This window comes from Allobosea sp. 01N443 (assembly GCF_056399325.1).
Map to the genome: position 1 here is coordinate 1 of NZ_JBFTRC010000258.1, position 9,173 is coordinate 9,173.

The window sequence follows — 9,173 nt, forward strand, 5'->3', positions numbered from 1 at the left end:
GCCCAGTATCTCGCCAACCAGCTCCAGTACCTACGCGAGGGCGTCCATCTCATCGATCTTGCAGGCGGCAATTTCGCCGAGCTGCTGCTTTCGGGCGGACCGTCGCCCTGTCTCGTGATCTTCGAGGCCCGCCGCTACTCGCGCATGGCCAAGCTGCTGGCCCGCGAAGCCAAGCAGGCCGGCATCCGGACCACGCTCGTGACCGACGCGTTCTGCGACTGGGGCCGGGACCTCGTCGACGAGGTTCTCGTGGTTTCGACCGAGTTCAACCAGTTCTGGGACTCGACCGCGCAGATGGCGAGCCTCGGCAGCCTCCTGGTCAACAGCGTCTTCATCGAACTCGGCCCGTCCGTCGAGGAGCGCCTGAACAGGATGGCGACGCTCTACAGCCGATTCACGGGGCATGTGGGGGATGGTTCAGGCCCCGTCGAGTGAACGAAGACCCAACATCAATCAAAAAAGAGGGGAATGGCGTCATGACGAAGATGAAGGTGAGCGGAGCTGCCTTGGCTCTCGCGCTGGCCGGGACGGCGATCTCGGGAGCGTTGTCGGCTGTCGTCGCGCAGGAAGCGACCTTCGTGCTGACGGCACGCTGGGTCGGCGCGCCGACCTACAATCCGATCAAGGCGACGAAGCTGAACACGGCGACGACGCTGATCTATGACCGGCTGGTCCTTCAGGATGCCGACCAGAGCTTCCACGGTCAGCTTGCGACGTCGTGGGAGACTTCGGCCGACGGCAAGCAATGGACCTTCAAGCTCAAGCCCGGCGTGAAGTTCCACAATGGCGAGCCCTTCAACGCCAAGACGATCGAATGGTGGGTGCCGCAGTTCAAGGGCACCGAGAACGCCTTCACCGTCGAGGCGATCGAGCGCGTCGAGGTCATCGACGACCTCACCGTGCGCTTCCACATGAAGAACCCTGACCCGAACCTGCTCTCGAACCTCGCGAGCTCGTTCATGTGCATTCCCGAGCCGAAATCCTATCAGGCGCTCGGCGACAAGTTCGGCGTCAGCGAGGCCGTCGGCACCGGCCCCTACAAGCTGCAGCAGTTCACGGTCGGCCAGCAGACCGTGCTGGTCCGCAATGACGACTATGCCTGGGCCTCCGACCTTTCGAAGAACCAGGGGCCGGCCAAGTTCAAGAAGCTGACCTTTCGTGAGATCGCAGAGGAATCGACCGCCTATCTCGAGCTGAAGACCGGTGGCGCCGACCTGATCGTCGCCGTCCCCACGGACTTCCTGCCGCGCATGCAGGCGGACAAGTCGATCAAGGTGGTGACCATCCCGGGCACCGAGCTGGTCTACATGCCGATCAACACCAGCGTGGAGCCCTTCACCGACATCAAGGTTCGCGAGGCGACCGCCTTCGCCGTGAACCAGGCGGAGATCATGAAGAGCCTCTATGGCGGGCTCGGCGAAGTGGCCGACACCTTCCTGATCTCCTCGCTGCAGGAGTCCAAGGTCGATCCGAAATACAAGATCAGCTACGACCCCGAGCGCTCGAAGCGGCTTTTCGACGAGGCCGGCTGGAAGCTCGGCCCCAACGGTATCCGCGTCAAGGACGGCAAGCCGCTCCAGGTCAAGTTCTGGGCCCAGAATGGCACGGAATTCAAGCGACTGGCCGAGGTTCTTCAAGCCCAGCTCAAGGCGGTCGGCATGCAAGCCGACATCACGATCCTCGATTCCAGCACGATCAATTCGCAATACCGCAAGAAGACCGACCACCAGCTCGCGGTCCGCGCCTATCTCTGGACCAATGCCGATATCGTCGACTGGTTCTTCAGCGCCAAGCGCCTCGGCTATCCCAATGTCTCGATGTTCAACGATCCCGAGGCCGAGAAGCTGAACGACATCGCAATGAACAAGTCGCGCAATTGGGATGAGCGCGTCGTCAACTTCACCAAGTACCACGAATACGTATTGTCCCAGTATCCGTTCGCGCCGATCTACCAGCCGGTCCAGCTCTTTGCTCACGGCAAGCGCGTCACCATGCCGGAGAAGATCCGCGGTTCGGGTCTGTCGAGCCAGTCGATCGTCGATATCGAACCCGTCAACTGACGGGTTCGCGGACCGGTTCGAGCGGGAGAGGGCGCCGTGCTTCAATTCGCGATCAAGCGACTGCTTCTGCTCGTGCCGGTTTTCCTGGCCGTGTCGCTGGTGATCTTCCTGATCATCCATCTCGTGCCGGGCGACCCGCTCGACCACATCATCCAGGTCGGGTCGTCGCCCGAGCAGCAGGCGCAGATGATTGCGCGATACGGGCTGGATCAGCCCCTCATTGCCCAATATCTGCGCTGGCTCGGCAAGGTCGTCACCGGCGACCTTGGTGATGCGATCGTGCTGCGCCAGCCGGTGGCGAAGCTGATCGCCGAGAACCTGCCGCACAGCCTTGCTCTCGGCGGGCTCGCCTTCATGTTCTCCACGATCATCGGCATCACGGTCGGCGTGCTCGCCGCCTCCTTTCGCGACAGCCTGTTCGACCGGGCCGTGATGGGGCTGATCCTGCTCGGCTCGACCCTTCCGAGCTTCTGGCTCGGGCTGCTGATGATCCTGATGTTCGCGGTCCAGTTCGAGTGGTTCCCGGTCTCCGGTGCGCGCAGCTGGGAGGCGCTCGTCCTGCCCGTGCTGACCATCGGCATCGGCGGCACTGCGCTGATCGCCCGCGTCACCCGTGCGGCGATGATCGAGACGGCCAATCGCGACTTCGTTCGCGTGCTCTACGCCAAGGGATTGCCGTTCTGGCGCATCCAGCTCCGCCATGTCCTGCAGCATGCGTTGATGCCGGTCGCCACCATCCTTGGCCTGCGCATCGGCTGGATCCTCGGCGGCGCGGTCACGGTCGAGTTCGTCTTCGCTCGGCCGGGGCTGGGATCGCTGCTGATCACCGCGCTCGGCCAGCGCGATTATCCGCTCGTCCAGGGCTGCCTGTTGATGCTCGCCATCGCGGTGATGCTCGGCACGCTGCTCGGCGACCTTGTCCAGGCAGCCATGGATCCGCGGCTGCGCGAAGTGATGGGTGCCCGATGAGCCGGTCTTCGCTGCCCGCGCGGATCGCGCGTTCGCCACGGGGAGCGCTCAGCGCGCTCTTCCTCCTCGGGCTCGTGCTCTGCGCGCTGCTCGCCTACTGGATCGCACCCTATGACTATGCGAGCCAGAATCTGAGCCTGGCGAATTCGCCACCCTCGGCCGCCCATTGGCTCGGCACCGACGAGTTCGGACGCGACCTGCTCTCCCGCATCATCCAGGGCGCGCGCACCTCGCTCAGCGTCAGCGTGCTGTCGATCTCGCTCTCGGTCGCCGTCGGCGCATCGCTCGGCGCAGCCGCCGGTTATTTCGGCGGCGTCTTCGACCGGATCGTCACCGTCATCGTCGATCTGACCTGGTCGTTCCCGGAAATCCTGCTGGCGCTGATCCTGATCGCCATTCTCGGTCCGGGTCTGCACAGCACGGCCATCGCGATCGGCATCGCCTATCTCGCCCAGTTCACGCGCCTGACGCGGGCGCAGGTGATGACCCTGAAGAACGAAGTCTTCATCGAGGCATCGATCAATATCGGCGCCAGCCCGGCCCGCATCCTGTTCTGTCATCTGCTGCCGAATGCGATCACGCCGGTGATCGTGGCGGGAATGCTGGCGACGGGCGATGCCATCGTTCTCGAGGCTACGCTCGGCTTCTTCGGCCTGGGCGCTCAGCCGCCCCTGCCGAGCTGGGGGGCGATGATGAGCTCCGGTACGGCGCAGATCTTCATCGCACCCTGGATCATCATATTTCCCGGCCTCGTCATCGCGGCGACGGTCATCGCCATCAACCTGTTCGGCGATGCCCTGATCGAGGCGCTCGATATTCGCCGGCCGCTGCGGGACGGCTGAGACCCTGCCGTCCGCCGCTTACTGTCCGTTCCGATCCGCCAGAAGAAACGTATGAGGAAGCGCCATGTCCTTCAATGTCCTGACCGCCGAATTCTCGCATGAGAGCAATACGTTCAGCCGCAAGCCGGCCGATTACGCCGCCTTCGCGTCCCGCAATATCCAGCTTGGCGACGAGGCCGTTGCGGCCCGCAGCGAGGCGAACACGCCGATCGCCGGCTTCCTCGATATCGGCCGCCCCAATGGCTGGACGGTGATCCACACGATCAGCGCCTCGGCGCAGCCCTGCGGGCCGGTGACGCGCGATGCCTATGAGCGGATCGCCAGCGTCATCATCGAGGCCGCAAAGCAGAACAAGGACCGGCTGGACGGCATCCTGCTCGGCCTGCACGGCGCCATGGTCACCGAGTTCGACCAGGATGGCGAGGGCGAACTGCTGGAGCGTCTGCGCGCCGTGGTCGGGCCGGACCTGCCGATCGGCATCACGCTCGATCCGCATGCGAATGTCACCTCCAAGATGGCCGCGCTCGCCAACATCATCGTCGCCTACAAGACCTATCCGCATGTCGATGTGCGCGACTGCGCCAGGCAGGCCGCCGGCATTCTGCAGCGCGCCATGACCGGCGAAATCAGGCCGGTCACCATTCGCGCCCATCGCCCGATGCTGGAAGAGATCAATGGCGGGCGCACCGATATCGGGCCGATGGTCGAGCGCATCGCGCGGGCACGTGCCTATGAGCAGAAGCCCGATGTCTTCGCCGTCAGCGTCAACGGCGCCTTCGGCAATGCCGATATCGAGGAGGTCGGCCCGACCGTCCTGGTGACGGGGCAGGGGGATCTGTCCGCCCACCACGCCTTCGCCGAGGAGCTTGTCCATGACATGTGGACGCGGCGCTTCGAGAGCGTGAACACCTATCTCACGGTCGAGGAGGCGGCCCGGCAGGCCAATGCCTTCGACTCCAAGGACGGCCCGCTGGTCATTGCCGATTACGCGGATAATCCGGGCGGCGGCGGCTATGGCGACTCCACCGAATTGCTGCGCGCGATGATCGCGGCCGACGTCCAGGATGCCTGCTTCGGCCCGATCATCGATCCGGAAGCCGCCGAGGAGCTGCATCGCCACGCGGTCGGTGACCGCGTCTCGATCCGGCTCGGCGGCAAGACCGATCCGCGCGTCGGGGGCGCACCGCTTGCGCTCGAAGGCACGCTTCTCTTGTTGAGCGATGGCGACTTCGTCGGTGACGGGCCGATGCTCGGCGGGCTGAAGGGAAGCTGGGGCACGACTGCCGTGCTGCGTGTCGGCGGCATCGACATCCTCGTTGCTACCTTCCCGGCCCAGATGCTCGACCTGCAGCAGTTCCGCGCCTTCGGGATCGACCCGGTTGCGAAACGGGTGGTCGGGCTGAAATCCATGCAGCATTTCCGTGCCGCCTTCGAGCCGATCGCCGGCAAGGTCGTGGTCTGCGACAGCGGTGCACTCTGCACGCCCGACCTGACCAAGCTGCCCTACAAGCATGTCCGCCGGCCGATCTTCCCGCTCGACCGCGACATGCAGCTCGCCGGCTGACCTGAGATAAGGGCGCGGCGCCTCACTGTCCCTCGGAGCGGCGACACGCAACTCCGGGGCCAGCTGGCGGCCCGCCAGCGGCATCCCTGCGTGCCATCCCRCCACCGGGTCGCTATGGTCCGGCTGTATCGGTCTTCATGTCACGCGCATCGGTTGCTTGCCGGTTGCGCTCGCATGGTCGATGGGTGACCAAGGCGGATGAGGGCTGGCCCAACGTGAATCTGAAATTCCTGGAAACCTTCGTCTGGGTTGCAAGGCTGCGCAGCTTTTCCGTCGCTGCGGACAAGCTCTGCACCACGCAGGCGTCGGTCTCCAACCGCATCGCCACCCTGGAGCGTGATCTCGGCGTCCGCCTGTTCGAGCGCGACCTGCGCAATGTCAGCCTGACACCGCACGGCCAGCGCGCCCTGGCGCAGGCGGAAGCGATCGTGCGCATGGTCAATGACTTCCAGCGCACGATCGGCGACGCCAGCAATGAGCGCGGGACGGTGCTGATCGGCGCGATCGATTCTGTCGTGTATGCTTGGCTGCCGCGGCTGATCGAGCGCGTGAAGGAAGCCTATCCGAACGTCACGATCGACCTGAACGTCGACACCAGCCTGAACCTGGCGCGCCAGATCCAGGACGGTCAGATCGATCTCGGCCTGGTCATGGGGCCGGTCGTCGCTCCCCATATCCGCAATATCGAGCTCTGCACCTTCGAATGCCTCTGGATCGCCTCGCCGAAGCTGCCCCTCAAGCCCGGCAGGCTCGCGATCGCCGATCTCGTCGACTATCCGATCTTTGCCTATTCAAAGGGCTCCCAACCGCATCAGGCCGTGCTGCGGGTGATCGAAACGGCGGGAGTTGACCCCAGCGCGATCCGCATCTTCAACTCCAACTCGCTCGCCACCATCACGCGGCTGATCCGCGACGGCGTCGGCATCGCCGTGCTGCCGCGCGTCGTCGTGCAGGAGTTCCTGGAGACGGGTGATCTACGCGTTCTCGATGTCGATGCGCGCTTGCCGCCGCTGAATTTCCACGCGGTTTTCGCCGATGATCCGGGCAACACATTACCGGCGCTGATCGCGGACATGGCCGTCGAGATCGCGGCCTCCAACTGACCATACKGCGGATGCCCAAGGAAACGGCAGGGCATGGCGCTGGCGTTCTCATAAGCAATTCTTGTCGAGGCGAACAAGAATTTCGCGTTTGCCGGGCCGGCTCGCGTTTGTTCTGCTGCGGCAACACCTGCAGGGAGAACGCCGTTGAAAGTCTCGCTCATCCAGATGAACTCGCAGGACGACAAGTCCGCGAACCTCAAGACCGTGAGTCCAACATGGTCTCGCGTGGGAAGGAGGTCGTGACCTATAAGGTCGGGGACGCCACGGTCGGCTGCGCCATCTGCTACGACATCCGGTTCCCGGAGCTCTTCCGCAAGCTGCGCGACGCCGGTTCCGATCTGATCGTGCTGCCCGCCGCCTTCACCCTGATGACCGGCAAGGACCATTGGGAACTGCTGGCCCGGGCCCGCGCGGCCGAGACGCAGACCTGGTTCCTGGCGACCGGACAGACCGGCACCCATGCGCAGGGCAAGAACGCCTGCTACGGCCATTCCATGGTCATCAACCCCTGGGGCCATATCGCCGCCCAGGCTTCCGACGGTATCGGCACGACGAGCGCCAGGCTCGATTTCGACTACACCGCCAAGGTCCGCGCTGCGGTCCCCGTCGCCAATCATCACGTCATCGGCTGACCGGAGCGCAGCATGTTCATCGTCAATCCCATGCCGGCGCAGATTCCGGCCAGCCTCGTTGCGCTGCTCGAGAAATGCGAAGTCGCGACCATCGGTCATGTCCTGCATTCAGGCTTCGTCGACCGCGAGATCCGCGCGGTGCTGCCGACCAAGCGCATCGCCGGCACGGCGGTCACCATCCGCATCCCACACGCGGATTCGACCGCGTTGCACTACCTGACCAAGCTCGTCCGTCCGGGCGATGTGGTCGTGATCGACCGCTGCGGCGACACCAAGCATGCCTGCTGGGGCGGCGTCGTCACCCACGCCATGAAGAATGCCGGAGTGGCTGCCGGTGTCATCGACGGCCCGGCCACGGATTTCTCCGAGATCGTCAAGACCGACATGCCGATGTGGTGCCGCGGTCCGTCGCCGATCACGACCAAGATCCTCGGCACCGAGGGCGCGATCAACGTTCCGGTCAGCGTCGGCGGCCAGACGATCGAGCCGGGGGATGCCGTGCTCTGCGACGAGAGCGGCATTGTCGTCCTCAAGGCCGCGACGGCCGAAGCCTATGCCCGCCGCGCCATCGAAATGCAGGAGCAGGAACTCGTCCTGCTCGAGCGCCTGCGCAAGGGCGAGAAGCTGCCCGATATCTCCGGCGCTACCGCCATGGTCGAGGGCAAGCTCGCCAGGGTCTGAATGTCCGACATGTCGAAGCGGGCGGCACAAAGCCGCTCGCGCAACCATAAACAGAGGGGAAGTCGCATGAAGACATATGCCAAGATCGCGATCGGAGCCGGGCTCGCGACCGCACTCCTGTCAAGCACCGCCATGGCCCAGCAGACCGTGACGGTGATGGCCTATTCCGGTCTCTTCCAGGAGCGCTACACCAAGGCGGTGGTCGAGCCCTTCATGAAGGCCAATCCCGGCATCAAGGTCGAATATTTCCCGATGCCGAACTCGGCCCAGATGCTGGGCAACCTGCGCGCCCAGAAGGCCGCGCCGCAGGCCGATGTCGTGATCATGGACGTCTCGGTCTCGAAGGCTGCGACCGACGAGAAGCTGCTCACCAAGATCGACGAGAAGAACACCCCGAACGTCGCCGATCTCTACCCCAGCGCGCGCATTGCCGATGTCGACGGCGTCGCCGTGACCTTCGACAACCTCGTTCTGCTCTACAACACCGATACGGTGAAGGAGACGCCGAAGTCCTGGATGGACCTCGCCGACAAGAAGTTCGCCGGCAAGGTCGCAATCCCCGGCATGCCTGACATCCAGGGCCTCTCGCTCGTGCTGATCACCGACAAGGCGCGCGGTGGCACCGACTATCTCAAGAATGTCGACAAGGGCATCGCCGCGCTCGGCGAGATCGCGCCCAACGTGCAGACCTGGGAGCCGAAGCCCGAGGTCTATGTCACGATCATCTCCGGCCAGGCGACGGTGGGCGCCGGTTGGAACGCCCGTGCGCAGGTGAACATCGACACCTCGAACGGCAAGCTCGGTGCGACCCTGCCGAAGGAAGGCAGCGTCTTCCAGATCAACACCGTCAACCAGGTCGCCGGCGGCCCCGGCAAGGATGCCGGCGCGAAGTTCATCAACTACGCGCTCAGCCCCGAGGCGCAGAAGGCTTTCACGGAAGCGATGTTCTACGCGCCGACCAATGCCAAGGCGCAGATCTCGGACGCCGCGATCGCGCGCACGGCGGTGAAGTCGATGGACAAGGTCATCCCGGTGGATTGGATCGCACTCGCCAAGGTCCGCGAGCCGATCATGGACCAGTGGCGCCGCRAGGTGATCCCGCTGAGCCGCTGAGCCAAAGGAGGATGTCGACCATGACCAGCCGAACCGATGCACCAGAGGGCTTCCTTTCGATCCGGAGCCTGACCAAGCGCTATGGCGACTTCGTCGCGGTCGACAATCTCGATCTCGAGGTGCCGAAGGGCGAGCTCGTCGCCTTCCTCGGCCCCTCGGGCTGCGGCAAGACGACTTCGCTGAGAATGATCGCGGGCCTCGTGCCCGCG

10 protein-coding genes are annotated in these 9,173 nt (G+C 64.5%); all 10 read left to right on the forward strand.

Translation table 11 applies throughout. From position 1 onward, the window contains the following. Positions 1 to 435: MurR/RpiR family transcriptional regulator (locus tag AC1DRP_RS33705; RefSeq protein WP_476770797.1), on the forward strand; the 435-nt coding region annotated here is incomplete at its 5' end. Positions 436 to 476: 41 nt separating this feature from the next. Beyond that, positions 477 to 2,060 (forward strand): ABC transporter substrate-binding protein, encoded by a 1,584-nt coding sequence (locus AC1DRP_RS33710; RefSeq protein WP_441507084.1) that lies wholly within the window; start codon positions 477 to 479, stop codon positions 2,058 to 2,060. Between the two features lie 36 nt (positions 2,061 to 2,096). Continuing rightward, a complete protein-coding gene (locus AC1DRP_RS33715) occupies positions 2,097 to 3,029 on the forward strand; it encodes an ABC transporter permease (protein WP_441490864.1) in 933 nt (310 codons plus the stop codon). After that, the gene (locus AC1DRP_RS33720) at positions 3,026 to 3,871 is read left to right on the forward strand and encodes an ABC transporter permease (RefSeq protein ID WP_069880984.1); all 846 of its coding nucleotides are present in this window, start codon (positions 3,026 to 3,028) and stop codon (positions 3,869 to 3,871) included. The genes AC1DRP_RS33715 and AC1DRP_RS33720 overlap by 4 nt, the downstream gene beginning before the upstream one ends. Positions 3,872 to 3,935: 64 nt before the next feature. Further along, positions 3,936 to 5,435 carry a M81 family metallopeptidase gene (locus tag AC1DRP_RS33725; protein ID WP_476770798.1) on the forward strand — a complete coding sequence of 500 codons (1,500 nt, stop codon included), beginning with the start codon at positions 3,936 to 3,938 and terminating at the stop codon, positions 5,433 to 5,435. 185 nt (positions 5,436 to 5,620) lie between these two features. After that, the gene (locus tag AC1DRP_RS33730; RefSeq protein WP_441478019.1) at positions 5,621 to 6,538 is read left to right on the forward strand and encodes a LysR family transcriptional regulator; all 918 of its coding nucleotides are present in this window, start codon (positions 5,621 to 5,623) and stop codon (positions 6,536 to 6,538) included. Between the two features lie 11 nt (positions 6,539 to 6,549). Further along, positions 6,550 to 7,170 carry a nitrilase-related carbon-nitrogen hydrolase gene (locus tag AC1DRP_RS33735; protein WP_476770799.1) on the forward strand — a complete coding sequence of 207 codons (621 nt, stop codon included), beginning with the start codon at positions 6,550 to 6,552 and terminating at the stop codon, positions 7,168 to 7,170. 12 nt (positions 7,171 to 7,182) lie between these two features. After that, the gene (locus tag AC1DRP_RS33740; RefSeq protein WP_441490859.1) at positions 7,183 to 7,851 is read left to right on the forward strand and encodes an RraA family protein; all 669 of its coding nucleotides are present in this window, start codon (positions 7,183 to 7,185) and stop codon (positions 7,849 to 7,851) included. Positions 7,852 to 7,983: 132 nt separating this feature from the next. Continuing rightward, complete coding sequence (locus tag AC1DRP_RS33745; protein WP_476770801.1) at positions 7,984 to 8,964, forward strand: ABC transporter substrate-binding protein; 981 nt, start codon at positions 7,984 to 7,986, stop codon at positions 8,962 to 8,964. A 20-nt stretch (positions 8,965 to 8,984) separates the two neighbouring features. After that, positions 8,985 to 9,173, forward strand: a 189-nt coding sequence (locus tag AC1DRP_RS33750) for an ATP-binding cassette domain-containing protein (protein ID WP_476770800.1), incomplete at its 3' end; no start/stop codon positions are given.

Coding starts and splice junctions, on each gene's coding strand:
- AC1DRP_RS33710 (WP_441507084.1), top strand. CDS start 477: ATGACGAAGATGAAGGTGAGCGGAGCTGCCTTGGCTCTCGCGCTGGCC.
- AC1DRP_RS33720 (WP_069880984.1), top strand. CDS start 3,026: ATGAGCCGGTCTTCGCTGCCCGCGCGGATCGCGCGTTCGCCACGGGGA.
- AC1DRP_RS33725 (WP_476770798.1), top strand. CDS start 3,936: ATGTCCTTCAATGTCCTGACCGCCGAATTCTCGCATGAGAGCAATACG.
- AC1DRP_RS33735 (WP_476770799.1), top strand. CDS start 6,550: ATGCCCAAGGAAACGGCAGGGCATGGCGCTGGCGTTCTCATAAGCAAT.
- AC1DRP_RS33740 (WP_441490859.1), top strand. CDS start 7,183: ATGTTCATCGTCAATCCCATGCCGGCGCAGATTCCGGCCAGCCTCGTT.